The 24,949-nt window shown below is 65.6% G+C and carries 25 protein-coding genes; 4 read left to right on the top strand and 21 right to left on the bottom strand.

Annotated elements, in window-relative coordinates; translation table 11 throughout:
* Positions 1 to 106 precede the first annotated feature (106 nt).
* A complete protein-coding gene (locus tag BM118_RS17830) occupies positions 107 to 1,435 on the top strand; it encodes a dicarboxylate/amino acid:cation symporter (protein WP_092186804.1) in 1,329 nt (442 codons plus the stop codon).
* Between the two features lie 247 nt (positions 1,436 to 1,682).
* Here BM118_RS17830 and BM118_RS17825 read toward each other — a convergent pair whose 3' ends face one another.
* The 10 genes from BM118_RS17825 to BM118_RS17780 form a co-directional block, all read right to left on the bottom strand.
* Positions 1,683 to 3,278, bottom strand: coding sequence for an ABC-F family ATP-binding cassette domain-containing protein (locus BM118_RS17825; RefSeq protein ID WP_092186803.1), 1,596 nt, complete (start codon positions 3,276 to 3,278; stop codon positions 1,683 to 1,685).
* Positions 3,279 to 3,439: 161 nt separating this feature from the next.
* Positions 3,440 to 3,787 (bottom strand): RidA family protein, encoded by a 348-nt coding sequence (locus tag BM118_RS17820; RefSeq protein ID WP_092186802.1) that lies wholly within the window; start codon positions 3,785 to 3,787, stop codon positions 3,440 to 3,442.
* 15 nt (positions 3,788 to 3,802) lie between these two features.
* Positions 3,803 to 4,924: an NAD(P)/FAD-dependent oxidoreductase gene (locus tag BM118_RS17815; RefSeq protein ID WP_092186801.1), complete on the bottom strand. Its 1,122-nt coding sequence runs from the start codon at positions 4,922 to 4,924 to the stop codon at positions 3,803 to 3,805.
* Positions 4,921 to 6,339: an FAD/NAD(P)-dependent oxidoreductase gene (locus BM118_RS17810; protein WP_092186800.1), complete on the bottom strand. Its 1,419-nt coding sequence runs from the start codon at positions 6,337 to 6,339 to the stop codon at positions 4,921 to 4,923. The genes BM118_RS17815 and BM118_RS17810 overlap by 4 nt, the downstream gene beginning before the upstream one ends.
* Positions 6,336 to 6,632, bottom strand: coding sequence for a (2Fe-2S)-binding protein (locus BM118_RS17805; protein WP_018641635.1), 297 nt, complete (start codon positions 6,630 to 6,632; stop codon positions 6,336 to 6,338). Before BM118_RS17805 ends, BM118_RS17810 begins: the two co-directional genes overlap by 4 nt.
* A 27-nt stretch (positions 6,633 to 6,659) precedes the next feature.
* Positions 6,660 to 7,796, bottom strand: coding sequence for an NAD(P)/FAD-dependent oxidoreductase (locus BM118_RS17800; protein ID WP_092186799.1), 1,137 nt, complete (start codon positions 7,794 to 7,796; stop codon positions 6,660 to 6,662).
* An 8-nt stretch (positions 7,797 to 7,804) separates the two neighbouring features.
* On the bottom strand, positions 7,805 to 8,611 hold the full coding sequence (locus BM118_RS17795) for an ABC transporter permease (RefSeq protein WP_092186798.1): 807 nt from the start codon (positions 8,609 to 8,611) through the stop codon (positions 7,805 to 7,807).
* Entirely contained in the window at positions 8,608 to 9,507 is a 900-nt protein-coding gene (locus tag BM118_RS17790; RefSeq protein WP_092186797.1) for an ABC transporter permease, read from the bottom strand. Before BM118_RS17790 ends, BM118_RS17795 begins: the two co-directional genes overlap by 4 nt.
* Complete coding sequence (locus BM118_RS17785; RefSeq protein ID WP_177234408.1) at positions 9,504 to 10,541, bottom strand: ABC transporter ATP-binding protein; 1,038 nt, start codon at positions 10,539 to 10,541, stop codon at positions 9,504 to 9,506. The genes BM118_RS17790 and BM118_RS17785 overlap by 4 nt, the downstream gene beginning before the upstream one ends.
* 23 nt (positions 10,542 to 10,564) lie before the next feature.
* A complete protein-coding gene (locus BM118_RS17780; RefSeq protein ID WP_092186795.1) occupies positions 10,565 to 11,599 on the bottom strand; it encodes an ABC transporter substrate-binding protein in 1,035 nt (344 codons plus the stop codon).
* Positions 11,600 to 11,874: 275 nt separating this feature from the next.
* Between BM118_RS17780 and BM118_RS17775 the strand changes: the two genes are divergently transcribed.
* On the top strand, positions 11,875 to 12,774 hold the full coding sequence (locus tag BM118_RS17775) for a LysR substrate-binding domain-containing protein (protein ID WP_092186794.1): 900 nt from the start codon (positions 11,875 to 11,877) through the stop codon (positions 12,772 to 12,774).
* Positions 12,775 to 13,014: 240 nt separating this feature from the next.
* Here BM118_RS17775 and BM118_RS17770 read toward each other — a convergent pair whose 3' ends face one another.
* From BM118_RS17770 to BM118_RS17730, 9 genes are all read right to left on the bottom strand, one after another.
* Positions 13,015 to 14,388: an amidohydrolase family protein gene (locus BM118_RS17770; protein WP_092186793.1), complete on the bottom strand. Its 1,374-nt coding sequence runs from the start codon at positions 14,386 to 14,388 to the stop codon at positions 13,015 to 13,017.
* Positions 14,385 to 15,968 carry an ABC transporter substrate-binding protein gene (locus tag BM118_RS17765; protein ID WP_092186792.1) on the bottom strand — a complete coding sequence of 528 codons (1,584 nt, stop codon included), beginning with the start codon at positions 15,966 to 15,968 and terminating at the stop codon, positions 14,385 to 14,387. The genes BM118_RS17770 and BM118_RS17765 overlap by 4 nt, the downstream gene beginning before the upstream one ends.
* 22 nt (positions 15,969 to 15,990) lie before the next feature.
* The gene (locus BM118_RS17760; RefSeq protein ID WP_092186791.1) at positions 15,991 to 16,647 is read right to left on the bottom strand and encodes an aspartate/glutamate racemase family protein; all 657 of its coding nucleotides are present in this window, start codon (positions 16,645 to 16,647) and stop codon (positions 15,991 to 15,993) included.
* An 8-nt stretch (positions 16,648 to 16,655) separates the two neighbouring features.
* Complete coding sequence (locus tag BM118_RS17755) at positions 16,656 to 17,540, bottom strand: polysaccharide deacetylase family protein (protein ID WP_092186790.1); 885 nt, start codon at positions 17,538 to 17,540, stop codon at positions 16,656 to 16,658.
* On the bottom strand, positions 17,527 to 18,342 hold the full coding sequence (locus tag BM118_RS17750) for an ABC transporter substrate-binding protein (RefSeq protein WP_177234407.1): 816 nt from the start codon (positions 18,340 to 18,342) through the stop codon (positions 17,527 to 17,529). Before BM118_RS17750 ends, BM118_RS17755 begins: the two co-directional genes overlap by 14 nt.
* A 16-nt stretch (positions 18,343 to 18,358) precedes the next feature.
* A complete protein-coding gene (locus tag BM118_RS17745) occupies positions 18,359 to 19,123 on the bottom strand; it encodes an amino acid ABC transporter ATP-binding protein (RefSeq protein WP_092186788.1) in 765 nt (254 codons plus the stop codon).
* Positions 19,120 to 19,977 (bottom strand): amino acid ABC transporter permease, encoded by an 858-nt coding sequence (locus tag BM118_RS17740; RefSeq protein WP_177234406.1) that lies wholly within the window; start codon positions 19,975 to 19,977, stop codon positions 19,120 to 19,122. The genes BM118_RS17745 and BM118_RS17740 overlap by 4 nt, the downstream gene beginning before the upstream one ends.
* Complete coding sequence (locus BM118_RS17735) at positions 19,974 to 20,801, bottom strand: ABC transporter substrate-binding protein (RefSeq protein WP_092186786.1); 828 nt, start codon at positions 20,799 to 20,801, stop codon at positions 19,974 to 19,976. Before BM118_RS17735 ends, BM118_RS17740 begins: the two co-directional genes overlap by 4 nt.
* Positions 20,802 to 20,870: 69 nt before the next feature.
* Positions 20,871 to 21,827, bottom strand: coding sequence for an N-carbamoyl-D-amino-acid hydrolase (locus BM118_RS17730; RefSeq protein ID WP_092186785.1), 957 nt, complete (start codon positions 21,825 to 21,827; stop codon positions 20,871 to 20,873).
* A 151-nt stretch (positions 21,828 to 21,978) separates the two neighbouring features.
* On the opposite strand from BM118_RS17730, the gene BM118_RS17725 reads away from it, so the two are divergent.
* Both BM118_RS17725 and BM118_RS17720 read left to right on the top strand, forming a co-directional pair.
* The gene (locus BM118_RS17725; protein WP_092186784.1) at positions 21,979 to 22,905 is read left to right on the top strand and encodes a LysR family transcriptional regulator; all 927 of its coding nucleotides are present in this window, start codon (positions 21,979 to 21,981) and stop codon (positions 22,903 to 22,905) included.
* 29 nt (positions 22,906 to 22,934) lie between these two features.
* Positions 22,935 to 23,648 (top strand): type 1 glutamine amidotransferase, encoded by a 714-nt coding sequence (locus BM118_RS17720; RefSeq protein ID WP_092186783.1) that lies wholly within the window; start codon positions 22,935 to 22,937, stop codon positions 23,646 to 23,648.
* Positions 23,649 to 23,902: 254 nt separating this feature from the next.
* On the opposite strand, the gene BM118_RS17715 is transcribed toward BM118_RS17720, so the two are convergent.
* Together BM118_RS17715 and ybgC are read right to left on the bottom strand one after the other, a co-directional pair.
* A complete protein-coding gene (locus BM118_RS17715; protein ID WP_092186782.1) occupies positions 23,903 to 24,370 on the bottom strand; it encodes a nuclear transport factor 2 family protein in 468 nt (155 codons plus the stop codon).
* Between the two features lie 79 nt (positions 24,371 to 24,449).
* On the bottom strand, positions 24,450 to 24,854 hold the full coding sequence (ybgC, locus tag BM118_RS17710; RefSeq protein WP_244550181.1) for a tol-pal system-associated acyl-CoA thioesterase: 405 nt from the start codon (positions 24,852 to 24,854) through the stop codon (positions 24,450 to 24,452).
* Positions 24,855 to 24,949 lie beyond the last annotated feature (95 nt).

Below are 24,949 nucleotides of genomic sequence, written 5' to 3'. Positions count from 1 at the left end.
CAGCGATCGATCTTCGTGCGATCCGACAAAAATGTGATTGTTGCTTCTGCGGCGGCCATCACATGATGCAGATCATGCGAGATCAGTACGTTCCGGGGCCTACATTATGACACAGATCGCGATCCAGCCAGCCATCCGTCGTCGGCACCAGCCCTGGTACAAGATCCTCTACATCCAGGTTCTGATCGCGATCGTGCTCGGGGTACTCATCGGCTATTTCTATCCCGATTTCGGCAAGGAATTGAAGCCGCTCGGCGACGGCTTCATTGCGCTGATCAAGATGATGATCGCACCGGTGATCTTCTGCACCGTGGTGCACGGCATCTCCTCGATGGGCGATCTCAAGCGCGTCGGCCGGGTCGGGCTGAAGTCGCTGATCTATTTCGAGACGGTCTCGACCGTCGCGCTCGCGGTCGGCCTCCTGGTCGGCGAAGTGCTCCAGCCCGGACACGGCTTCAACATCGATCCCGCCACGATCGATCCGAAATCGGTCGCGACCTACGTCACCAAGGCCAAGGAGGAAGGCATCGTCGCCCATCTGATGGCGATCATCCCCGACAGCTATGTGGGCGCCATCGCACGCGGCGATTTACTCCAGGTGCTGCTGATCTCGATCCTCTCGGGCTTCGCCATCGCCTTCCTCGGCAAGGCCGGCGAGCCGATCGCGGAGGCGGTCGACAAGGCCGCGAAGATGTTCTTCGGCATCATCCGCATCATCGTGCGCGTCGCGCCCATCGGCGCGTTCGGCGCAATGGCCTTCACCGTCGGCGCCTATGGCCTCGGCTCGCTGCTCAACCTCGCCGCCCTGATCGGCACATTCTACCTCACCAGCATCCTGTTCGTACTGATCGTGCTGGGCGCAATCGCCCGGCTCGCCGGCTTTTCGATCCTGCGTTTCATCGCCTATATCAAGGACGAGCTGCTGATCGTGCTCGGCACGTCATCGTCGGAGACCGTGCTGCCGCAGATGATCCAGAAGATGGAGCATCTCGGCGCCTCCCGCTCGGTGGTCGGCCTCGTCATCCCGACCGGCTACAGCTTCAATCTTGACGGCACCAACATCTACATGACGCTGGCGACGCTGTTTCTGGCGCAGGCGACCAACACGCATCTGACGATCTGGCAGGAGCTCGGCATCCTCGGCATCGCCATGATCACCTCGAAGGGCGCCTCGGGCGTGACCGGCGCCGGTTTCATCACGCTCGCCGCGACTCTCTCGATCGTGCCAGACATCCCGATCCAATCGATCGCGATCCTGGTCGGCATCGACAAGTTCATGAGCGAGTGCCGCGCGCTGACCAATCTGATCGGCAATGGCGTCGCCTGCGTCGTCATCAGCATCTCCGAAGGCGAGCTCGACCGCGACGCGCTGCACGAGACCATGGCCCATCCGCTGGAGATCGGCGAGGCGCTGGAGCCGGGTGGCAGCGGGTAAGGCGACACAGATCGACGGCAGGAGCAACCCGGGTCCGACGCGGTAGTTTCCCGGAGTGGAAAGTTGGTGAGATACGCGTCACAACAATGGCGTTGGGATCACCGATTGATAGTCAATGTTTCCGCCCGACGCGCTGGGGGCAGGGCGTCGGGCGTTTGATAATCGCTGCGAGGGGCGACGCGCCAGGATGGCGCGCCGCCGGTGGCCGGGATCGGCATTATCATTCCGCAGGCCCGAACGGCCGGCTTCAGCCCGCAAGGTCACCGCCAAGATCGAGCCGCCGCGTAATCCCTATCGCCTGCAAGAATGCCTCGTCGTGACTGACGACCAGCAACGCGCCGTCATAGGCCCGCAAGCCTGCCTCGACGGCGTCGATGGACGCGATGTCCAGATGGTTGGTCGGCTCGTCCAGGATCAGCAGTGAGGGCGGCGTCGTCCCGCCGAACACGCAAGCAAGGCCGGCACGAAGCAGCTGTCCGCCGCTCAGGCTCCCGACGATCTGCAAGGCGGCGTCGGCGCGAAACATGAAGCGCGCAAGAGCGGCATGGCACTCATTCGTGCCCGCCTTTGGATTGCGGCGCCTGAAATTGTCCAGGATCGAGATCGCGGGATCAAGCAGGCTGACCTTCTGGTCGAACAGCGCGAAGTCGGGCCTGACCCTCACGGTGCCCGCAAGGGGGCACATCTCGCTGGCAATGAGCTTCAGCAGCGTCGTCTTGCCTGACCCATTTGGTCCGACCACCGCAACGCGCTCCGGCCCGACGATCGTGAACGACAGATCCCACAGGATCGCGCGCTCCGGATGATAGCCGGCGCTGACCCGATCGAGCCAAACCACCTCCCTGCCCGCCGGCAGGTTTGTCGACGGCAATTTCACGGACAACGGCTGGAGAATCTCGATACGCCGGCGCGCCGTGTCGGCGGCCTCGAGCGCCTCCGCGCGCCGCCGCTCGGCGACTTGCGCGGTCTTTCCGCCGGTGTCCTCGCTGCGATCCTTGCGTGCGTCGGCCAGGATGCGCGGCATGTCACCCTTGGCACGCTTCTTCCTGCCGCCGCTGTCCTTGCGCGCCTTCCTCTCCACGGCGTCCTGCGCCTTGCCGTCGATCTCGGACAGCCGCCTCTCGGCATGCGCAAGGTCGTGCCTGACGGCAGCGAGCTCGACGGCCTTCTGCTCGCGGTACCGGCTCCAATTGCCGCCGTATCGCGTTGCTCCGGGCGACGTCAACTCGACGATCGCGTCCACCGTTTCGAGCAGGCCCCGGTCGTGGCTGACGATGATCGCACCGCCGCGCCAGGTAGCGAGGAGATCGATCACGGCCTTGCGTCCGTCCTGGTCGAGATTGTTGGTGGGCTCATCCAGCAGCAGGAAGTCGGGCTCGGCGAACACCAGCGCGGCAAGACGAACCCGCGTCGTCTGGCCGCCGGACAGGCAGGACAGCTCCGTATCAGGCGCAAGATCGAACCCGACGCGCGCCAGCGCGGTCTCGAGCCGCGCTTCGAGGGTCCAATCGATCGCAGCAATGTCGTCGGCGGAGGCATCGCCCCGCTCCGCACGGCGAAGCAGTGCCAGCGCTTCCCGCACACCGAACAGATCGGCCACGGTGGCGCCTGCGAGCAGCTGTACGTCCTGGCGCAGCAGGCCGATGGTTCCGCTGGTCAGAATGCGCCCGGACCGGGGAACATGTTCCCGGCAGATCGACGCCAGCAGCGTGGTTTTCCCGACGCCGTTGCGGCCGACGAGACCGGTTCGCTCAGCCGCGAATGTCAGATCGACATTGGAAAAAAGAGAACGGCCGTCAGGCGTGGACAGCGACAGGTTCGACAGGATGATGGAAGCAGGCATGGAATTCCCCGTGAGCAAGGCGGATCGGCGTTGCGGTCGGGGTAAAATCCATGGCTGCGAATATCCTGATTGAGATGCCTCTAACTAGTCCGGCAGACGCGCAAGATCAAGCCAAGGGGACGACAGCGCGTGCGCGCTGTCGTCCCCATCGGCAGATGCCGTCAGCCCTTGAGCGCGGTGACCACGACCTCGATCAACGCGCTGCCGCCGAGATCGGCAACGCCGACGGTCGCACGGGTCGGCAGGTTGTCGCCGAAGAACTCGGTCCAGGCCGCGTCCATCTCCTTCTTCTTGGAGAGATCAGTGACGAAAATCGAGGCGCTGACGACGCGGCTCTTGTCGGTGCCGGCCTCTTTCAGATAGCCGGCGATCTTGCCGAGAATGTTGCGGGTCTGATCGCCCATGGAGACCGAGGTGTCGTCGGCAATGGTGCCGCCGAGAAAGACGAAGCCGTTGGCGTCGACGGCGCGATGCATGATGGGCGTGCGGATGCTGCGGGTGATGCTCATGATGTCCTCTTGCTGCTAGAGCGTGGAAGGGTGGAAGCGGTCGATGCCGAGATCGCTGATGCGGGTCTGGGTGCCGCCGTTGACGATCAGCTCGGCCATCACGGCGCCGGCGCCGGGGCCGAGTTGGAAGCCGTGCAGCGAGAAGCCGAACTGGTGGTAGAGGCCCTTGTGCCGCGAACTCGGCCCGAACACGGGGATGTCGTCCTTCATCTTGGCCTCGATGCCGGCCCAGGCACGTACGATCGTCGCGCTGCGCATCACCGGGAACAGCTCGAACACGGTGCGCGCACTGGTCGCGAGGCTCTTCCAGTCCAGCACCGTCTCGTTGCGGTCCTGATAGGGCGTCGCCAGATGCCCGCCGCCGATCAGCACGGTGCCGTTCGAGAACTGCTTGAAGGAGAGCTTTCGGCCGCGCAGGATCACGACGGGGTCGATGAAGTGCGGCACGCGCGAGGTGATCATCAGCATCGGCGCCACGGTTTCGACCGGCACCGGCTCGCCGAGCGCGGCAGCAATCTTCCCGGCCCAGGCGCCGGCAGCGTTGACCAGCACCGGTGCGGCATAGGTGTCGGAGCCCACATCGACATACCAGAGGCCGTCGCTATAGCGGATGTTGCTGGCCGCCACACCTTCGCGCACCGTCGCACCGAGCTGTTCGGCCTTGCGCCGGAACGCGGTCGTCGTTTGCGCCGGATTGGCGGCGCCGTCGCGGCGCGAGACCACGCCGCCGGGACAGGTGTCGGCCACCGCGGGCACCAGCCGCCGCAGCTCGGTGGCGTCGATCAGCTCTTCATGGGTGAAGCCGAGCGCGTTCAGCTCGGCGACGCGCGCGCGGCAAGTGGCGAGCTCGTCCTCGTTTTCCGCGACCAGCACCTGGCCGTGGCTCTCGAAACTGCAATCATCGTCGAGAAGATCGGTGATCTTCTCCCAGATTCCCATCGAGCGGATCGAGAGCGGGATTTCGGGGACGTGCCGCGCAAGCTGGCGCACGCCGCCGGCATTGACGCCGGAAGCATGCCGGCCGGCATAGTCTTTTTCGATCAGCACCGGCTTCAGGCCGGCAAGGCACAGATGCAGCGTGGTCGAGCATCCGTGGATGCCGCCGCCGACGACGATCGCATCCACGTTTTTTGTCATCCGCGCACCACCGCCTTGACGTCGTCTTCGCTCTTCGGGACGGCGGCGAGCTCGGCGAGCGTGATTGGCTTCACCGGCGCGCGCAGCCGGTAATAGCCGATCTCCTGCGGGGTCTTAGCCCGCGCCTGCGCCATCAGCTCGGTGACGGTGAGGCCGCAGAGCCGGCCCTGGCACGGGCCCATGCCGGTGCGGCGATAGGCCTTGAGTTGGTTCGGCCCGGTCGCGCCGATCGCGACGGAGTCGAGAACGTCCTTTGCCGTCACCTCTTCGCAGCGACACACGATGGTGTCGCCCGAAGGAATCCGGAACTGCGGCGCCGGGCGAAACAGCGTGTCGAGGAAGATGCGGCCGCGTTCGGCCTTGGCGAGATCGGCGCGGAGCGTCGCCATGGCCGGGAGCTTCGCGGCAGCCGCGGGCGCCAATGCCTCCACCGCCGCGCGCGCCGCAATGCGGCCGCGGACCACGGCGGCATTGGCACCACCGATGCCGGCGCCGTCGCCGGCGATCGCAATGCCAGCGACCGATGATGAACCGTTCGCATCGAGCACCGGCGACCAGCACAATTGCAGCTCGTCCCAGCGATGCTCGACGCCGGCCGCCATCGCCAGATTGACGTTGGGCACGACGCCTTGATGCAACAGCAGGAGATCGGCGGGAAGCGTCTCGCGCTTGCCGCCGGCGACATAGCTCACATTCGCAAGCTGGCCGTCGCCCGACGCGGAGAGCTCGGTGACGCCGGAGACGACCTGCACCTTCGCCTTCACCTCGCGCATCATCGACAGGCCCTTGGCGAAATAGGGCGAGGTCAGGAAGGCGAAGGCATGGGGGAGCGCGGCGAAATAATTGCCGCGCGCGGTGGTATCGAGGATGCGGTCGATGCGGCCGCCGAGCCGCAAAATCTGCGCGGCAAGCAGCCAGAGCAGCGGCCCCTGCCCCGCGATCACGGTGCGGCCATCGGGCACCAGCGCCGATGATTTCAGCATGGTCTGCGCAGCGCCGGCGGTCATCACGCCCGGCAGCGTCCAGCCCGGAATCGGAAACGGCCGCTCCAGCGCACCGGTCGCAAGGATTACACGCTTTGCCTTGACGAAGGCCGAGGCGCCGCCGATGGAGACGGCGATGTCGAGGTTGCGATCGAGGCTCCAGACCGTGGCACGCTGGATGACTTCGGCATTGCTCGCACGCAGCGACTGCACGAGATCGGCGCCGACCCAGTAGTCGGCACCGAGCTGGTTGCGCTCAGTCACCGGCGTCGAGGCGATGGCGCGAAACACCTGGCCGCCCGGGCCGATATTCTCGTCGAGCAGCAGCGTGGACAGGTCGGCCTCGGCGGATGTCGCAGCGGCGGCGAGGCCGGCGGGCCCGGCGCCAATCACCACCACATCGTAATCTTCGCGCTTGGGAGCCACAGTCATCTTCCGATCTCCCGCTTGCCCTTCTGGATCTCGATCTGCATGCCCTCGGCGACGGGCACGAGGCAGCCCTGGCGATTGCCGACGCCGTCGATGGTGACGAGGCAGTCGAAGCACACGCCCATCATGCAATAGGGCAGACGTGGCGCGCCGCTCACCGCGGTGGAACGCCGTGCATCCTGGCCGGAGGCCAGCAGCGCTGCGGAAACGGTGTCGCCCTGACGCGCTGCGACGGCAACGCCGTCGACGAAGATCTGCACTTGCGGACGTTTGTCCTGTTCGGATCGTCTAAACATGGGATGCCTCTTGGCTCCTTGATATCTCTAGTAGCCGCTGTTGTTGGCTGCGCCAGCGCCGCCAAAACGACTCGCGGAGAACGCGCCGACCAGCTCAGGCTCGAGCGCGCCCTGCGCCACCATGCGCGCGATATCGAAAGCGTGGTTGGAGGCGAGCGTCACGCCGGAATGGCAGCAGGCGACGAAGGCGCCGGGATGCGTTTCCGACTGGTCGTAGATCGGAAAGCCGTCCTGCGGCATGACGCGGATGCCGGCCCAGCTTCGGACCACGTTAAGCCGCGAAAGATGCGGGAACATGCGCTGCGCGCGATCGGCCATCACGCCGCTGATCGAATGCTTCAGCGCGCGATCGTCCAGCTCGTCCTCCTTGCTGTCGCCGATCATCACCGTCCCCTCGTCGGTCTGGCGGATCGTGGTCAGCGGATGCGGCAGGAACGGCATGGTGCGCTCGGTCACCACGATCTGGCCGCGGGTCGGGCCCATCGGCGCGTAGAGGCCGACCATCGGCGCGAGCGTCTGGTTGGCATTGCCCGCGGCAAGCACGATTTTGGCGGCACGAAGCTCGCCTTTCGGCGTCGTCAGGCGGAATTCGCCGCCGCTCTTGCTGATCGCCGAGACTGGTTGCTCCGGAAGATAATCAATGCCGAACGCCCTGAAGCCGGTGTGGAAGGCGCGGAACGTGCGCAGCGAATTGACGTGGCCGTCGAGCGGACAATAGCTGCCGCCGGAAACTTCCGGCCCGATCAGCGGCAGCGCCTTCTTCACCTCGGACGCGGGCAGCATCTCCATCTTGTAGTCGGCGGCGCCGACCTGGTTGTGCATGCGCTTGACGAGCTCGGTGCGCTGGCCGAATTCGTCCTCGCCGAGGGTGAGATGGAAGCCGCCATTTTGTTGAAGCGAGACGTCCAGGCCGGTCTGCTGCTTCAGCTCCGAAGCGAGCCGGCCCCACGCTTGCGACGCCTGCACGGTCCACACCGTATAGGCCGGCATGCCCAGGCCCTTGCTCTGCACCCAGACCAGCGCAAAATTGGCGCGTGAGGCACGCTTGGTGATGTCGCCTTCGTCGAGCACGGCAACCTTCTTGCCGAGCCGGCCGAGGCCCCAGGCAATGGCGGAGCCGAGCAACCCGCCGCCAACGACGGCGACGTCGTATTCTCCTGACATGAGTTCTCCTATCGTCCCGTATCGCCCTTGCCGGCGAGCACACGGTCGAGCCCGTAGAAGCGGTCGAGCAGAATGAGGGCGGTCATGGTGATCGCGATCACGCAGGCCGAGACCGACGTCACCAGCGGATCGATGTTGTCCTGGATATAAAGGAACATGCGCACCGGCAACGTTTCGGTGCCGGGCGCCGCGAGGAAGACGGTCATGGTCAGATCGTCGAAGGACTGGATGAAGGCGAGCGCCCAGCCGCTGATGACGCCGGGCAGGATCAGCGGCAAGGTCACGCGCCGGAACAGCGTCCAGCCGCCGGCGCCGAGCGAGACCGCCGCCATCTCGACCGAGAGGTCCATACCGGTCGCCGCCGCCAGCGTCAGCCGCAGCGCGAACGGAAACACGATGATGACATGCGCGATGATCAGCGCCGAAAAGCTGCCGCCGAGGCCCGCCGAAGTGAAGAAGCGCAGGAAGGCGATGCCGAGCACGACATGCGGGATCATCAGCGGCGACAGGAAGAGGGCTGCGAGCGCATCACGGCCGCGGAAACGATAGCGCGCAATCGCGAGCGCCGCGGGCACCGCGAACAACAGCGCCACGAAGGACGACAGCGCGCCCAGCCCGAGGCTGACCCAGAAGGCGTGGATGAATTCGGGATAGTTCGCGATCGTCCTGAACCAGCGCAGCGAGAAGCCGTTGGTCGGCAGCGACAGGAAGCCTTCGGGCGTGAAGGCGACGAGGCAGACCACCAGGATCGGCGCCACCATGACGATGACGAAGACGGTGTGGAAGATCAGCGCCAGCGGGCCGTTCCGTCTCATCGGAACACCTCCGCATAGCGCCGCTCGATCAGGGCGTTGCTGCCGACCACGATCAAGACCAGCGCGACCAGCAGCAGCGTGGCGACCGCCGCGCCCAGCGGCCAGTTCAGCGTGTTGAGGAACTCGTCATAGGCCAGCGTCGCCGCGACCTTGAGCCGGCGGCCGCCGATGATCGCGGGCGTCGCAAAGGCGCTGGCCGAGAGCGAGAACACGATGATCGCGCCCGACAGCACGCCCGGCATGATCTGCGGCATGATGATGCGGCGAATCGTGGTGATCGGACCTGCGCCGAGCGACATCGCGGCGTTCTCGATCTGCGGATCGAGCCGCTGAAGCGCGGCCCACACCGACAGCACCATGAACGGCATCATCACATGCGCGAGCGCGATCACCATGCCTGCTTCGGTGAACATGAAGGGAATCGGTGCGCGGATCAGCCCGGCCGACATCAGGAGCTTGTTGACGAGGCCGTTGTTGCCGCCGAACAGCAGCGCCCAGCCGAGCGTGCGCGCCACCACCGAGATCAGCAGCGGTCCGAGGATGACGAGCAGGAAGAAGCTCTTCCAGCGTCCGCTCATGCGGTTGAGGATGTAGGCTTCGGGCGCGCCTAGCAGGGCGGTGAGAAGAGTCGTCAGGATCGCGATGCGAAACGTCCGCCAGAACATTTCGGCGTAATAGGGATCGGTCGCGATCTCGTACCAGTTCTTCAGGATGAAGACAGGCTCGATACCCTTGTACTGGCCCCAATCGTGGAACGACAACATCACGGTCATCGCCAGCGGAATCAGCAGCACGCCGACGAACAGCATCAAGGCGGGCGCGGAGAGTACCCATGGCGCGCGTGCGATGCGCGCATCGGCGGCCCCAGGCGGAGCCGTATCCGCGACCGCGCTCATGCGGCAGCTCCGCGCACGCTCATGTCCTCAGGCCGCCAGGCGAGACGAACGGCCTCGCCTTCGGCCGGCTGCGCCTTGCCGTCATTCTGGCGGATCACGATCGCCGGGCCGCATTCGCTGTCGCACTGGAACAGCCAGTGATTGCCCTGGAAGATGCGCGTGACGATCCTTGCGCTGAGGCCGGCGTCGCCAAAACCGATTCGTTCAGGGCGAATGCTGACGGTGACGGGACCGCTCAGGCCAACTGGTGCCGGCGCGCTCCAGGAGCCCGCCACCAGCTTCGCGGGCGTCACGGCCCGGTCGATCGTCGCGGCAAAGTCATTGGTCTTGCCGAGGAATTGCGAGACGAAGGCCGAGGCCGGCCGCTCATAGGTCTCCTGCGGCGTGCCGATCTGCTCGATCTTGCCCTGGCTCATCACCACGATGCGGTCGGACAGCGACATCGCCTCGTTCTGGTCGTGGGTGACCAGGATCGTGGTGGTGCCGATGGTGCGCTGGATCTGGCGCAGTTCGATCTGCATCTCCTCGCGCAGCTTGGCATCGAGGTTCGACAGCGGCTCATCGAGCAGCAGCACGCTCGGCTTGATCACGAGCGCACGCGCCAGCGCCACGCGCTGTTGCTGGCCGCCGGACATGCGGCGCGGATGACGATCCTCGTAGCCGGCGAGGCCGACCATCGCGAGCGCGGCACGGACGCGCTCGGCCCGTTCAGCGCGCGGCACGTTCCGCATCTCCAGACCGAACGCGACGTTTTCCGCCGCGGTCATGTGCGGAAACAGCGCATAGCTCTGGAACACGATGCCGAGGCCGCGCTTGGCCGGATGGATCGCGGTCAGATCCTTGCCCTCCAGGCGGATCGCGCCGCGTGTGGGATCGAGGAAGCCCGCGATCATCTGCAGGGTCGTGGTCTTGCCGCAGCCGGACGGGCCGAGGAAGGAGATGAACTCCCCCTTCCCCACCGACAGGCTGAAGTCGTCGACGACAGTCTGCACTCCGAACTGCTTGGCGACCCGATCGAGCTCGAGATAAGCCATGGCGCTGTCTCCGCTGCGAACGATCAGCGTTCGACCTCGCGATTCCAGCGCTTGGTCCACTCCTCGCGCTTCTCGTTGATGACCGTCCAATCCGGATTATAGAGCTTTGCCGCGCGCTCGCCGATCGGCGCCATCTTGCCGAGCTCCGGCGGGATCACCAGCGATTTCAACACCGGGCCATAGCCGTAATCCTTGAGCATCACGAGCTGGATCTTGGGATCGAGCAGCATCTTGACGAAGCTGCCCGCGAGCGGCGAGGCGTTCGGCTTGGTGATCGGGCAGGCGGTCGTCAGCAGCGTCGCCGCGCCTTCCTTCGGATAGACGAAGTCGACGGGGAAGCCGGTGTTGGCGAAGCTTTGCACGCGGCCGGTGCCCCACACCGCGATCACGGCCTGGCCGGACTGGAACAGCTCGGTCATCTTGCCCGGCGACGGCTCGTAGGCGAGCACGTTCGGATTGATCTGCTCCTTGAAGATCTTGAAGCCGGAATCGACGTTGGACTCGCCGCCGCCGTTCATCTTCGACAGCATCACCAGCGCTTCGAGGCCGTAGGTGTTGTTGATCGGCGGGATCACGAGCTGCTTGGCGTATTTCGTGTCCTTCAGGTCGTTCCACGAGGTCGGCGGCGCCCAGCCTTTCTCGGCAAACACCTTGGTGTTGTACATCAGGCCGGTCGCGACGATGCCGATCGCAACGGCGCGATCGTCCTTGAAGCGGGCGGTGTCGTAGAGATCGGCCGGCAGGCCGTCGAGCTTGCCGCAGAAGCCGAGCTGGATCGCCTGGTACATCGGGCCGTCATCGACGATGGCGACGTCGATCTGCTGGTTGCCCTTCTGCGCCTGGAGCTTGGCCAGCGTGTCGGTGGAGTTGCCGGCGACGTATTCGACCTTGACGCCGTTCTCCTTCTCGAAGGCCGGGATCACCTCGTCGCGGATGGTCTTCTCGAACGAGCCGCCGTAACCGGCGACATAGAGCGTTTTCTGCTGGGCCGAGGCGACCGACGGGGCGGCAATGAGCGCCGCGATGCTGACCGCTGTCAGAAGGCGAAGAGTCTTCATATGGACCGATCTCCAATACCGGAATGAGGTGACGTGCCGACGTGTCTCGCGGACTGAAGCGCTTCCGCATTTCCTTCCGCGCAAACCCGTCTCCGATCAGGGCTCCGGCCCCTGCTCGACGGGTTTTGGCGCGATCTGGAGGTTTGAACCCCTCCAATCTGCCGAAAAAGCGGGCTGTCTCCAGCTCTGATGAAAAAGATCGCAGACCTATACTTCCATCGTCCAATGAATAATGGCACCCTCTGCATGCCGAAATGTTATGATTGGGAATTTGAATGGCGCGGATCAATTCGCGGCAGGTGGAGGCCTTCCGGGCGACGATGCTGACCGGCAGCGTCACCGAGGCGGCGGCGCTGATGACCGTGACGCAGCCGGCGGTCAGCCGGTTGCTGCGCGACCTCCAGGCGCTGTTGAAGATGGAGTTGTTCGAGCGGCGGGGCACCGGCCTCGTGCCGACCGCCGCGGCGATGGCGCTCTATACCGAAGTGGAGCGCTCCTTCGTCGGCCTCGAACGCATCACGGCCGCGGCCGAGGAAATCCGCGGCCGCCGCACCGGGTCGCTGCGGATCGCCGCACTGCCGGCGCTGTCGAACGGCTATCTGCCGCGGCTGGCCGGGCATTTCCTGAAGGAGCGCCCCAACCTCAACCTCGCCTTCTTCGGCGTGATCTCGCCGATCGTGGTCGACTGGGTGCTGAACAATCAGTGCGACATCGGCTTTGCCGAGGTGCCGATCGCCCATTCCGGCCTGCCGAGCCTGCGGCTGCCGGCGCTGGCGCGCGTCGCGGTGCTGCCGACCGGTCATCGCCTCGCAGAGAAGGAAGTTTTGGAGCCGCGCGACTTCGAGGGCGAGACCTTCATCTCGCTGTCGGCGGGATCGTCGAGCCGGCATCTTGTCGACCAGGTCTTCCATCGCCACGATGTCCGCCGCGTGCTCAGGGTCGAGACCACGCTGTCGGAGATCATGTGCGGCATGGTGTCGTCAGGCCTTGGCGTCGCGATCTGCGATCCCTTCACCGCGCAGGAATTCTCCACCCGCGGCGTCGTCGTGCGCCGCTTCCTGCCGCGCATCGACTTCGAGTTCTCCGCAGTCTTTCCGGCGCAGCGCAGCCCCTCGCCGGTGTCGCTGGATCTGGTCGAGACCATGCGCAAGTCGCTCGCGGAGTTCGAGGATTAAATCGAGAGTTTCGATTGCGGAGACAGCCCCTCACCCCACCCTCTCCCCGTAAGAACGGGGCGAGGGAGTGAGAGGGCGGCGCGTCCCTCACTCTCAACCTCTCCCCGCCCTTCTGCGGGGAGAGGTCGGATCGCCCCGGCGATGCGAAGCATCGTCCGGTGCGATCCGGGTGAGGGGCAGAGCACGGTATTGCCACGCGTGACCGCCCATCCGCCTCGCGAACCCAAATGCGGCGGCTTCTCAGCCGTTGAACGCGGCCTGCGCCTCCGGCAGGTCCCAGATCTTGCCGATTGCGGCGGTACCCGCTGCAACGATCGCCGCCTCGTCAGCGCCGAGATAGCGGCCGGCATCGACCAGCACGCGGCCGTCGACCATGACCTGATCGATGTTGGCGCGGTTGGCGAGCGCGATCAGCGCGCGGCGCGGGTCGAACAGCGGCTGAAGATGCGGATGGGTGAGATCGACCACGGTGAGGTCGGCGGTCGCGCCCGGCTCGATCCGGCCGAGGTCCGGCCGCTTGATGACACCGGCGGCCACGGCCGTGTTCGCCTCGATCAGCTCCGGCGAATTGGCGACATCGGCGCGCTGGGAGGTGATCTTGGAGATCAGCGAGGCCGCATTGAGCTCGCCCAGCAGATCCATGTTGTAGCCGTCGGTGCCGACCACGGTGCGCACGCCGTGCTCCGCGAACCGGCTGAACGCCGCGGTCACGCCGGCGCGCGCGAACACGCGCGGGCAATTCAGAACGGTCATGCCGCGCGCGGCCATCAGCTTGAGGTCGTCGTCGGTGCTGAACATGCAATGCGCCGCCATGAGATCGGGCGCGAGCAGACCCAGCCAGTCCAGATATTGCGCCGGCGTGCGGCCGCCATAGCGCTTGCCGATGGTCTCGACCTCGGCACGGCTCTGCGCCATATGCGTCGTGATGGGAACGCCGAGCTCGCGCGCCCGCGCCGCGCAAGCCTTGAGCAGATCGGGGCCGCAGGTGTCGGTGGCGTGCGGGCTCATCGCAAGGCTGATGCGGCCGTCGCCACGATTGTTCCAGCGCTGATAGAGCGCGTCCCACGTCGCCATGTCGGCGGTGCCGTCATCGCCGGAATATTGGACCACGCCATCCGGACCCGCCTTGGCGTCGGAGGTGGAGAAGAGGTATGGCGCGCCGTAGAAGCGTATGCCCATCTCTTCCGCCGCGTCGAACATTTCCGGGATCGAGTTGCGGAATGGCTCCATCACCGTGGTGGCCCCGCCCTTCAGCAGCTGGAGGATGCCGAGCCGGGCGACGGCCATGCGCTCCTCCGCCGACAGGATATCGGCGCCGCGCTTGGTGAGCGGCAGCAGCACCGTGTAGACGATGCTCTGGTTGTTCTTGCGGCCGTTGCCGTCCTCGCTGTGGCTGCGCGCCACCGCTTCGGAGAAGCAGTGATTGTGCAGGTTCAACAGGCCCGGCAGCACGAAGCGGCCGGGGCGATCGTAAGTTTGATCCGCGCGCGGCTTGTCGCGCGTGATTGCGGCAATCTTCTTGCCTTCGACCAAAATCCAATGGTCGCGCAACACGTCCTGCGCGCCGTCTTTCCGTGACAGCACATAGCTGCCGAAGATTGCGATCGTGCTCATGCGGGGCGTACGTTCCAGAAGACGGCGGTGCCGTCGAGAATGCCGGTGATGGCCTTGCGATAGGCGGTCGGCTGCTTGTACAGGCCGATCGGAATATAGGGGATTTCCTCGAACGCGACCGCCTGGATCTCGCGGCAGATGCGCTGCTGCTCGGCAAGCTCGGAGGCCGCCAGCCACTGGCTGCGCAGGGGCCCCATCTTCTCGCTCGCATACCAGCCGGCGACCTTGCCTTCGCCGCGGATGTTGGTGTTACCGGCCGGATTGAGCCAGTCGATGCCCTGCCAATTGCCGACCGCCGCGCTCCAGCCACCCTGCCCGATCGGATCCTTCTTGAGCTGGCGCTGCAACACCACGGCGAAATCGAGCCCGGCATATTCGACGTTCATGCCCGCCTTGCGCAAGCTATCGACAGCAATCTCGCCGAGCGGCTTCTGCGCAAGCGAGTTGGTGGGGACGAGCAGCACGATTTTCTCGCCATTGTAACCGGCCGCTTTCAGGTCAGCCTTCACCTTGGCGTAGTCGCGCGGGCCGCGGAACACGTCGAGACCGACCTCGCTCGCCATCGGGGTATCAGGCGCGAAGTAGCCGATCGGCGACACCTGAAAGGCCGGGTCGATCCCGGCGACCGCAGTCATGAAGGCGGATTGGTCGATCGCACCCAGCAGCGCGCGGCGGATCGCGGGATTGTCGAACGGCGGCTGGAGATGATTGAGGCGCAGCATGCAGGCGTAGCCGCGGGGATCGAGGATGCGCGTGTCGATGTCGCCGGCGGCCTTGATCACCGGCAGCAGATCGTGCGGCGTGGTTTCCTGCCAGTCCTGCTCGCCGGTCTGGAGCGCGGCGACACCGGTGCCCGCGTCGGGCGTGGTGGTCCAGACCACGCGGTCGTAATGCACGATCTTCGGCCCCGCCGTCCAATCCGGCTTGCCGTCGGTGCGCGGCTGGTAGCGCTCGAACTTGGCGTAGGCATTGCGCGCGCCCTGCACGCGCTCGTCGGCGAGATAGCGGAACGGGCCGCTGCCGATGACTTCGGTCAGCGGCTTGAACGGATCCTGGCTCGCCAGCCGCTCCGGCATCATGAAGCACGCATTGATCGCGGCCTTGCCGAGCGCCTGCGGCAGCAGCGGGAACGAACGCTTGAGACGAAAGCGGATGGTGCGGTCGTCGGCGGCCGAGAGCTCGGCGGTCGCCTCCATCAGCTCGCCGCCAAAGCCGTCGCGCGCCGCCCAGCGGCGGATGCTCGCGACGCAGTCGCGGGCGAGCACGCGCTCGCCGTCATGCCAGAACAGGCCGTCACGCAAGCTGAGGTCCCATTGCAGCCCGTCACCGGAGATGACATGGCCCGACAGCATCTGCGGCGAGACCTGGAGCGAGGAGCTCATGCCGTAGAGCGTGTCGTAGACCATGAAGCCATGGTTTCGCGACACCTGCGCGGTCGAATAGATGGGATCGACGAAAGCGAGATCGATGACGGGAATGAAGCGCAGCGTGCTCTGGGATTCAGCGCGTACGATACCCGGCAGCGAAAGCGCCGGCATTGCTGCGGCGGCCTTGAGGAGCGAGCGGCGGGAGATAGGCATTACAAGAGACTCCTGACGGATCTTACGTATTCAACAAGACCGCACCGATCGCAGCCGCAACCGCCTGCTGCGCCGGCTCGACCACGGGTACACCAATTGCCTCGGCAATCGCCGCGCGATGCGAGGCCATGCCGGCGCAGCCCATCACCACGACATCGGCGCGGCATTGCGTGACCAGCGCGCGGCCTGCGTCGACCAACCGGCCGCGGATGTCGGCGCCTGCCGTCTCCGCGGCGCTCGCGCCGACCGACCAGCTTCCGGCATAGCGGCTGTCGACGCCCATCACCCGCGCCATGCGTTGCTGGCGGCGGATGCTCGACGGCGACAGCGCGATGACGCCAAAGCGCTCGCCGAGCATCAGCGCGCGAAAGATGCCGCACTCGGCGATACCCATCACGGGACGGCCGCCCGCCGCCTCGCGCACCGCATGCAGGCCGGGATCGCTGAAGCAGGCGAGCACGAAGGCATCCGCATCGTCGCGCGTGACGCGATTGACCAGTGGCATGACCACGCTGTCCGCATCGCGCTGCGAGCTGATGCCGGGCGGCCCCTCGGCAAGGCCGACCACCTCGATATCAGGTCCGCCGGCGATGCGCAGCGGCGCGACGGCGTCGTCGATCGCCGCCGTCACCGACGCCGAGGAGTTGGGGTTGATGACGAGGATGCGGCGGCGGGTCATGGCGCTGCTCAACGGATGCCGGCCTCGTGGCGCAGGAAGTTGGCCGCGATCTTCTCGCCTGTGGTGATCCAGACGTCGGGGCACGACTTCGCGTAGGTCAGGAACTCGCGCAGCAGGCGCAGCCGCATCGGACGGCCGCTGCATTGCGGATGCAGCACAGTCGTCACCATCGCACCCCAGTCGCGCACTTCGTCCAGCTCGTCCTTCCAGAGCGAGAGCACGTGCTCCCTAGGGAAGATCGAGCGCGGGCTGAAACGCGCGGAGAGGCCGTGCATCCAGTCGTCATAGCTCGCGGTGACCGGTAGCTCGATGGTGCCGGGCTTGCCGTCGGCGAGGCGATGGCGGTAGGGCCTGACGTCGTCGCGGAACGAGGAGGTGTAGACGATGCCGTGCCGCACCAGCGCGACGCGCAGCTCCTCGGTGAACTCGCCATAGGGCGCACGATAGCCGGTTGGCTTGACGCCGAGCCGGCGCTTCAGCGCCTCGAAGCCGCGCTCCAGCTCCTCCTCGATCCAGGGATCGCCGGGATCGGGCAGGAGATGATGATAGCCATGATGGCCGATCTCGTGACCGGCCTTGAGGATGGATTCGGCCATTGCCGGATGCGCATCGACCGACCATCCTGTCACGAAGAACGTCGCCTTGAGATCGAGCTGGTCGAGGAGCTCCAGAAGTTTCGGCGTGCCGACGCGCGCCTCGTAGCCGCCATAGCTCATGGTGATGAGCCGCTGCGCATGCACGGCGTCCTTGCTGGTCCACGCGCTCTCCGCGTCCACGTCGAACGACAGGAACATCGCCGAATTGTACGGCTTGGGCCAGGGGTATTCCGGCGCGGGATCCGCGGTGTTGGCCGGAACGAGCGGAATGCTCTTGAGTGCCTTACTGTCCAGCATTGATGGTCGCCTTCTCTAGTCCGTTGTCGTTGAGTTTCCACTTGGCAAGCAGGGTACGATACGTGCCGTCCGCGATCAGCGCATCGACCGCTTCGAGAATAGCCTGCTGAAGTGCCTTTTCCTTGACCGGCAGTGCGATGCCCGTGAACTGCGTAGCGAACGGATCGCCGACCGGCGCATAGGTGCCCGGCTCGAGGTCCATCAGATAGGGCAGCGTCTCGTTGCCCTGCACGGCGGCGTCGATACGGCCCTGCCTGAGCTGCGTGCGCGCATCTGCAGAGCCGTCGGTGCCGACGAACTGGATCGGATTGCCGCCGCAGTTCTTCTGGCTCCACTTGTCGATCTCGGCCGGAAACATGGTTCGGCGGCTGGCGCCGACCTTCTTGCCGCACAGCGCAGCCATGTCCTTGAACTCGGACGCACGGGATTGCTGTACGAAGAATTTCGGACCGCTGCGCAAATAATCGACGAAGGACGCGATCTCGTGCCGGCTCGCATAGTCGGTGAAGCCGGACAGGATGGCATCCACCCGCCCCGTCGAAATCGACGGCATGAATTCGGCGAAGCTGGTCTCGGTCCATTCGATCTTGACGCCGAGCTTGCGGCCGATCGCCTCGCCGAGATCGATGTCGAAGCCGGACAGCGCATTGGTGGCGGGATCGCGGAACTCCATCGGCGGATAGTTCGGCACCAGTGCCACCTTGAGACTGCCGCGTTTGACGATCTCCGGTGGCAGCTCGATCGCCATCACCGATGCGCTCATGGCGCCCAAGAACGCCGCCGCAACCAAAAGCCTCTTCATCACCACACCCCCAATGTCAGATCACAGCCGAAAGAAATGCCTTGGTGCGCTCCTCGCGCGGCGCACCCAACACGTCGGATGCGCGGCCCTGCTCGACGATCGCGCCCTGGTCCATGTAGACGACGCGGTCGGCGACCTCGCGCGCGAAGCCGAGCTCATGCGTCACCACCATCATGGTCATGCCGCTCTTCGCCAGCTCCTTCATGACGGCGAGCACCTCGCCCACGAGCTCGGGATCGAGCGCGCTGGTCGGCTCGTCGAACAGCATCAGCATCGGCTTCATGGCCAGCGCCCGCGCGATCGCGACGCGCTGCTGCTGGCCGCCGGAAAGCTGCGCCGGATACGCGTCCGCCTTGGCCGCAAGTCCGACGCGACGAAGCAGCTCGAGGGCTTCGCTGCGCACTTCGTCGGATTTGCGCCCCTGAACCTGGGTCGGTCCCTCGGTGATGTTCTCCAGCGCGGTCTTGTGCGGAAACAGGTTGAAGCGCTGGAACACCATGCCGGTCTTCAGCCGCTGCCGCCCGATCTCCCGTTCGGTGAGGCGATGAAGCCGTCCGCCCTGCTCGCGCACACCGAGGAGCTCGCCGTCGAGCCAGATGCCGCCACTGTCGATCGCGGCGAGCTGGTTGATGCAGCGAAGCAGCGTTGTCTTGCCCGAACCGGAAGCGCCGATCAGGCACATCACCTCGCCGGGCCAGACGTCGAGCGAGACGTTCTTGAGAGCCTGGAACTCTCCAAAATTCTTGCTGACGGAGCGGATCGCGACGAGGGGTTTTGTCATCGCGCGAGCCGCAATGTGCCGCGTGCAAAACGGCGTTCGAGCAGCATCTGGAGCGGGGTCAGGATCGAGACCACGAGCAGATACCAGAGCCCGGCGACGATCAGCAGCTCGATGACGCGGGAATTGGCGTAGTAGATATTTTCGGCGTTGTGCAGCAATTCCGGATACTGGATCACGCTCGCGAGCGAGGTCGCCTTCACCATGCCGATGAACTCGTTGCCGAGCGGCGGGATCACCACGCGCATCGCCTGCGGCAGGACGATCCGCCGCAACGCGCGCAGCCGTCCCATGCCGATCGCCTGCGCGGCCTCATATTGCCCGATATCGACCGACAGCATGCCGGCGCGCATCACTTCGGAAGTGTAGGCGCCCTGGTTGATGCCGAGCCCGAGCAGCGCGGCAAGAAACGGCGTCATGACGTCGACGGCGCGCGCGCTCCACAGGCCCGGAATGCCGATGGTCGGAAACACCAGCGCGAGGTTGAACCAGAGCAGCAATTGCAGGATCAGGGGCGTGCCGCGGAACAGCCAGGTGTAACCGGCGGCCACCGTCTTCAGCACCGGGTTGGGCGACAGCCGCATGATCGCCACGACGATGCCGAGCACGATGCCGAGCGCCATCGCCAGCACCGCCATCACCATGGTGTTGACGATGCCTTCGAGGATGACCTTTACAGTCAGGAAGCGGCTGACATAGGACCATTCGATCTGACCGTTCGCAAACGCGCGCGCAATCGCCGCCAGCACGAGGACGATCAGGGCGGCGCTGAACCAGCGGAACCAGTGCGGCTCGCGCGCGACCCGCATCCCCGACAGATCAGGGAAACCCTCCGCGAGTGCCGGAGCCGGCCTCATTGCGGCGCCGCGTTCAGCATGGGCTGGGTGACCGCATTCGCGCCAAGACCCCATTTGTCGAGAATGGCTTTGTAGGCGCCGTCGGCGATCATGGCGGTGAGCTTCTCGGTCACCACCTCGCGCAGGGCCGAATCGTCCTTGCGGAACATGATGCCTTGATAGCCCTTGGCGAAGGCCTCGCCGACAATACGGTATTTGCCGGGCTCTTGTGTCTGCGCATAAGGCAGCGTTTCGCTGCCCTGCACGGCGGCGTCGATGCGGCCTTGCTTGAGCTGGTTGCGCACGTCGATCGAGTTCTCACCGGCCACGTACTGGATCGCCGGCTTGCCGGCCGCCTCGCAATTCTGCTTGCTCCATTTCTCGATCTCGACCGGGAAGCTGGTGCTGCGGGTGGTGCCGACCTTCTTGCCGCAGAGATCGGTCGCCGCCTTCGCCTCACTCTCCGCCATCACGAAGAACTGCGGGCCGGTCGCGAGATAATCGACGAAATCGGCGGTTTCGCGCCGCGAGGCGCGGTCCGAGATGCCGGAGATGATGAAATCGGCGCGCTTGGTCTGCAAGGACGGGATCAGCTCCGCGAACGGCGTCTCGCTCCAGACGATCTTGAGGCCGCCGAGCCGCTTCGCAAGCTCGTTCGCCAGATCGATGTCGAGCCCGACGAGCTCGTTGGTCGCGGGATCGCGATATTCCATCGGCGCGTAGGTCGAGTTGACCGTGAGCTTCAACGCGCCCGCCTGCTTGATCTCCGCCGGCAGTTCGGCGGCCTGCGCGGAGGCGATTGCGGTCAGTGCGGCAAGGCCGAGAGAAAGCGAGAGGCGTGTCATGTCAGCTCCAATCTTTTCCTTTGCCGATCTTTCCCTTTTGACGACGCTTGCCAGCGCCGTGCCACCTGTTCAGTCCGCGTCGAGAACGGCCGGCTCGATGACGCCGGCGCGTTCGGTGATCACCCTGTATTGCTCGGGCCGCCGGTGGGCGGCGAAATTGAACATCTTGTCCTTGCCCTGGCGGCAGAGGTCGAGATCGATGTCGGCGACGATCACCTCGTCCGCGAGCGTCTGCGCCTGCGCGACGATGCGGCCGTTGGGATCGACGATGCAGGAGCCGCCGATCAGCCCGGAACCGTCCTCCTCGCCCGCCTTCGCCACCGAGATCGCCCAGGTCGCGTTCATGTAGGCATTGGCCTGCGTCACCAGTGTCGAGTGGAAGGTGCGCAAGGCGCCGTCTTCGGTGGTGCCACCATTCGGATCGTAGGCCGCCGAATTGTAGCCGATGCAGACGAGCTCGACGCCCTGCAGGCCGAGCACGCGCCAGGATTCCGGCCAGCGGCGATCGTTGCAGATCATCATGCCCATGATGGCGTGGGCCCAGGCCGATCCGGCGCGGAAGGCGGGAAAGCCGAGATCGCCATATTCGAAATAGCGCTTCTCGAGCTGCTGGTAGCGCGCACCCGGACGCGGCTCGACCGAGCCCGGCAGATGCACCTTGCGATAGCGGCCGAGAATCTCGCCGTCACGATCGACCAGGATGGCGCAATTGTAGCGGCGGCCGTCCGGCGTCAGCTCGGCATAGCCGACATAGAAGCCGACGCGCAGTGCACGCGCACGGTCGAACAGCTTCGCGACGGCCGGGTTCGGCATGCCGCGCTCGAAATAATGGTCGAGCGCCTCGCCTTCGAGCAGCCAGCGCGGAAAGAAGGTGGTGAAGGCAAGCTCCGGAAACACCACGAGGCTGGCGCCGCGGCCGGCGGCCTCCTCCAGCAGTGCAAGCATGCGCGAGAGCGTGTGCTCACGCGAGTCTGCTTTCTGCGTCGGCCCCATCTGGACGGCGGCGGCGCGAAGGACACGAACCAAGATTGCCTCCAATCTGTGCGCAGTGCTGCCTCAATGGGCGAATGAACCCTTTGATGCGGCGTGCAAATCCGCTGCCATTACGCGGAAGCGGGGCTGCAAAATCAATTCGTTCTGTTATGATCTTTTGGCCCTGAGTATAATCGGCAGTGATATGAACCTGCGTCAGCTCGAGATCTTGCGCGCCGTCATCCGCCACCGCACCACGGTCGCGGCGGCGGATGAGCTGGCACTGTCGCAGCCCGCGGTCAGCAACGCGCTGAAGACGATGGAGGCGCAGGCCGGCTTTGCGCTGTTCGAGCGCGTCAACAACCGGCTGTTTCCGACGGCAGAAGCGATGGCGCTCTACAAGGAGAGCGAGGCGATCTTCGCGCTGCACGCAAAACTCGAGAACCGCGTGCGCGACCTGCGCGAGAACCGCTCCGGACATCTTTCGATCGTGGCAACACCGCCGCTTGCCTACAGCATCATCCCGTCCGCGCTATCCAGCTTCCTGCGCCGCCGCCCGGAGACGCGCGTCTTCTTCGACGTACGACGCTACGAGGGCATCATCGAGGGCGTGCTCAGCCGTGTCGCCGAGCTCGGCTTCGCGCTCGGGCTGACGCATCATCCCGGCATCGCGCATGAGGTGGTGCACACCGGCGAGATGGTGTGCGTGCTGCCGCCGCAGCATCCGCTCGCCGACAGGCCCGTGATCTCGGCGGCCGACCTGTCCGGCCTGCCCTTCATCGGGCTCGAGCGCGGCACGCGGCTTGGCGAAGCCGTGCGCGACAGTTTTGCGCGTGCGGGGGCGCCGTTCCAGCCGACCGTCGAGGTGCGCTACTGCAACACCGCCTGCGTGCTCGCCGCCGCCGGCGTCGGCGCCGCGGTGGTCGATCCGTTCTCGCCGCGGCAGAACGGCGGCAATGGCCTCGTCGTCCGGCCGTTCACGCCGACGACCCACGCGGTCGCCTACATGCTGTGGTCGGAAGCCGAGCCGCTGTCACGCCTCGCCAAGGCCTTTCTCAACGAGGTGCGGAAGGAGAGCGCGCTGCTGGAAAGCACAGCGCCACACCAGCAACATGGGGCAGAAAGCGACTGAGCTTCGCAACCTTTTATCTTGGGGGGCAGATGGCACGCATCACCATCATCGAGACGGGAAAAGTTCCGCAGAAATATCGCGAGCGCCACGGCTCGTTTCCCGACATGTTCGAGCGCATGGTCCGCGCCGAGGATCCGACTGCCACGGTCGACGTGGTCAGCATCCCGAACGGTGACGCGCTTCCCGATCCTGGCAAACTCGAAGCCGTGCTGATCACCGGCGCGGCCGCCGGCGTCTATGACGGGCTCGACTGGATCGCGCCGCTCGAGGACTTTGTCCGTAAAGCCTACGCCAGCAAGACGCCGATGGTCGGCGTCTGCTTCGGCCATCAACTGATTGCGCAGGCGCTCGGCGGCACCGTGCGTAAGTCCGAGAAGGGCTGGGGCATCGGCCGGCATGTCTATCAGGTGCTGCCGGAGAACGGCGTCGTCGAAGGCGAAGCGGTCGCCATCGCCGCCTCGCATCAGGACCAGGTGATCGAGCCGCCGAACGAAGCGCTGACAATCCTCTCATCCGAGTTCACCCCGCATGCCGGCCTGCTCTACGCCAACGGCGCGACACTGACCGTGCAGCCGCATCCCGAGTTCGACGTGGAGTTCGCGCAAGTGTGCTGCGAGCTGCGCGACGGCAAGGCACCGGAGGATGTCGTTGCGACAGCGCGGGAGTCGCTCGCCGAGCCGCTGGACAGCGCGAAGCTCGGTGGGGCGATTACGCGGTTTCTGGCGAAGCGCGCGGCGCTTTAATTCAAGGTCCCCGCCAGGCGCGCCTCTTCCCTTCTCCCCTTGTGGGAGAAGGTGGCGTAGGCGGCCTTCGGCCGCCGTTCTTAAGAACGCCGAAGCGAAGCTTCGGCTATGGCGCCGGATGAGGGGTTGCCTCCGCGAATTCAGACGCGAGAGATTCACGCGCGGATAGAACCCCTCACCCGTCTCGCCGCTACGCGGCGAGCCACCCTCTCCCACAAGGGGAGAGGGTGCAGCAGCGCCGCATTGCGAGAGAGTCAGAACGGATCCGTCCCCAGCCCCGCCACATCGGCCGGCCGCGGTCCCGGCGCTGCCCAGTGAAAGCGGCGGTCCTTCTCGGCCATCATCATGTCGTTGATCGACGCCTCGCGGCGCTTCATCAGGCCGTGCTCGTCGAACTCCCACTGCTCGTTGCCGTAGGACCGGTACCATTGGCCGCTCGCGTCGTGCCATTCGTACTGGAAGCGCACCGCGATGCGGTTGCCGTCGAAGGCCCAGAGATCCTTGATCAGGCGGTAGTCCTGCTCCTTCTCCCATTTGCGGGTGAGGAAGGCGACGATGGCCTCGCGGCCCTGAAACACCTCGGAGCGGTTACGCCAGCGGCTGTCCTCGGTATAGGCGAGCGAGACACGCACCGGATCGCGCGAATTCCAGGCGTCCTCGGCCATGCGGGCCTTTTGCGCGGCGGTCTCGCGGGTAAAGGGGGGAAGCGGCGGACGCGACATGGTGGCCTCATCGGTTGGTCGGGGCCGTAAATCTATCGCCGCAGCCGGCGGAGTCGAGTGGCCATCACCAATCGGGCGATCACGAAATCAGATCAGCCTTCATCAGCGTGCGGATCGACTTCGGGATCGGCTGGGCACGGCCGCCGCTGATGAAGGCGACGCGCACTTCGGCCTTGACCAGCACATCCTCGCCGCGCCGGACCTCCTGTGCGAGCATGATGGAGGCCCCCTTCACCGCGACCGGCCAGGTCACGACGTCGAGCACGTCGTCCATCCGCGCGGGCTTCAAGAAATCGAGATGCATCGAGCGCACCACGAAGGCGAAGCCGGCATCCTCCGTCGCGGGCTGCTCGAACAGCGCCTGCTGCTCGGCGCCCATCAGCCGCAGGTGATTGGTGCGCCCACGCTCCATGAAGCGCAGATAATTGGCGTGATAGACGATGCCGGAGAAATCCGTGTCCTCGTAGTAGACGCGGACCTGCATGTGATGGCGGCCGTCGCGGATCTCGCCGTCGAGATGGGCAGTCACGTCGCGTGCCTCTTCGCTTTTTGCTACCGGCCCGTTTTGCGCAAAAACGG

It is taken from the genome of Bradyrhizobium sp. cf659 (genome assembly GCF_900113725.1).
Lineage (GTDB): Bacteria > Pseudomonadota > Alphaproteobacteria > Rhizobiales > Xanthobacteraceae > Bradyrhizobium.
This window is presented reverse-complemented; position numbering and strand designations above follow the sequence as displayed.

Excerpts from the sequence above, each read along its gene's own strand:
- BM118_RS17830 (WP_092186804.1), top strand. The coding sequence starts at position 107 with ATGACACAGATCGCGATCCAGCCAGCCATCCGTCGTCGGCACCAGCCC.
- BM118_RS17825 (WP_092186803.1), bottom strand. The coding sequence starts at position 3,278 with ATGCCTGCTTCCATCATCCTGTCGAACCTGTCGCTGTCCACGCCTGAC.
- BM118_RS17820 (WP_092186802.1), bottom strand. The coding sequence starts at position 3,787 with ATGAGCATCACCCGCAGCATCCGCACGCCCATCATGCATCGCGCCGTC.
- BM118_RS17815 (WP_092186801.1), bottom strand. The coding sequence starts at position 4,924 with ATGACAAAAAACGTGGATGCGATCGTCGTCGGCGGCGGCATCCACGGA.
- BM118_RS17810 (WP_092186800.1), bottom strand. The coding sequence starts at position 6,339 with ATGACTGTGGCTCCCAAGCGCGAAGATTACGATGTGGTGGTGATTGGC.
- BM118_RS17805 (WP_018641635.1), bottom strand. The coding sequence starts at position 6,632 with ATGTTTAGACGATCCGAACAGGACAAACGTCCGCAAGTGCAGATCTTC.
- BM118_RS17800 (WP_092186799.1), bottom strand. The coding sequence starts at position 7,796 with ATGTCAGGAGAATACGACGTCGCCGTCGTTGGCGGCGGGTTGCTCGGC.
- BM118_RS17795 (WP_092186798.1), bottom strand. The coding sequence starts at position 8,611 with ATGAGACGGAACGGCCCGCTGGCGCTGATCTTCCACACCGTCTTCGTC.
- BM118_RS17790 (WP_092186797.1), bottom strand. The coding sequence starts at position 9,507 with ATGAGCGCGGTCGCGGATACGGCTCCGCCTGGGGCCGCCGATGCGCGC.
- BM118_RS17785 (WP_177234408.1), bottom strand. The coding sequence starts at position 10,541 with ATGGCTTATCTCGAGCTCGATCGGGTCGCCAAGCAGTTCGGAGTGCAG.
- BM118_RS17780 (WP_092186795.1), bottom strand. The coding sequence starts at position 11,599 with ATGAAGACTCTTCGCCTTCTGACAGCGGTCAGCATCGCGGCGCTCATT.
- BM118_RS17775 (WP_092186794.1), top strand. The coding sequence starts at position 11,875 with ATGGCGCGGATCAATTCGCGGCAGGTGGAGGCCTTCCGGGCGACGATG.
- BM118_RS17770 (WP_092186793.1), bottom strand. The coding sequence starts at position 14,388 with ATGAGCACGATCGCAATCTTCGGCAGCTATGTGCTGTCACGGAAAGAC.
- BM118_RS17765 (WP_092186792.1), bottom strand. The coding sequence starts at position 15,968 with ATGCCTATCTCCCGCCGCTCGCTCCTCAAGGCCGCCGCAGCAATGCCG.
- BM118_RS17760 (WP_092186791.1), bottom strand. The coding sequence starts at position 16,647 with ATGACCCGCCGCCGCATCCTCGTCATCAACCCCAACTCCTCGGCGTCG.
- BM118_RS17755 (WP_092186790.1), bottom strand. The coding sequence starts at position 17,540 with ATGCTGGACAGTAAGGCACTCAAGAGCATTCCGCTCGTTCCGGCCAAC.
- BM118_RS17750 (WP_177234407.1), bottom strand. The coding sequence starts at position 18,342 with ATGAAGAGGCTTTTGGTTGCGGCGGCGTTCTTGGGCGCCATGAGCGCA.
- BM118_RS17745 (WP_092186788.1), bottom strand. The coding sequence starts at position 19,123 with ATGACAAAACCCCTCGTCGCGATCCGCTCCGTCAGCAAGAATTTTGGA.
- BM118_RS17740 (WP_177234406.1), bottom strand. The coding sequence starts at position 19,977 with ATGAGGCCGGCTCCGGCACTCGCGGAGGGTTTCCCTGATCTGTCGGGG.
- BM118_RS17735 (WP_092186786.1), bottom strand. The coding sequence starts at position 20,801 with ATGACACGCCTCTCGCTTTCTCTCGGCCTTGCCGCACTGACCGCAATC.
- BM118_RS17725 (WP_092186784.1), top strand. The coding sequence starts at position 21,979 with ATGAACCTGCGTCAGCTCGAGATCTTGCGCGCCGTCATCCGCCACCGC.
- BM118_RS17720 (WP_092186783.1), top strand. The coding sequence starts at position 22,935 with ATGGCACGCATCACCATCATCGAGACGGGAAAAGTTCCGCAGAAATAT.
- BM118_RS17715 (WP_092186782.1), bottom strand. The coding sequence starts at position 24,370 with ATGTCGCGTCCGCCGCTTCCCCCCTTTACCCGCGAGACCGCCGCGCAA.
- ybgC (WP_244550181.1), bottom strand. The coding sequence starts at position 24,854 with ATGCAGGTCCGCGTCTACTACGAGGACACGGATTTCTCCGGCATCGTC.